Below are 258 nucleotides of genomic sequence, written 5' to 3' on the forward strand. Positions count from 1 at the left end.
GGGGCTGTAGCTCAGCTGGTTAGAGCACCGTGTTGATAACGCGGGGGTCGTTGGTTCGAGTCCAACCAGCCCTACCAGTGAAGCCTCAAACGAAAGTAAAAACCTACTTTCGTTTGGACTGATCAGATAAAAATCCCTGGCAAAGCCAGATGATTTTTAGAGGAACAGCGACGCAAAACCCCGGGGGATTAGCTCAGCTGGGAGAGCACCTGCTTTGCAAGCAGGGGGTCGTCGGTTCGATCCCGTCATCCTCCACCA

Annotated in this window: 2 tRNA genes; both read left to right on the forward strand. The window is 53.5% G+C overall.

Annotated features, from left to right (window positions below):
* Positions 1–77, forward strand: a tRNA-Ile gene (locus tag AC3XQU_RS24255).
* A 105-nt stretch (positions 78–182) separates the two neighbouring features.
* Positions 183–258: transfer RNA gene (locus AC3XQU_RS24260), tRNA-Ala, on the forward strand.

This window comes from Telluria sp. AZSoR62 (genome assembly GCF_058111565.1).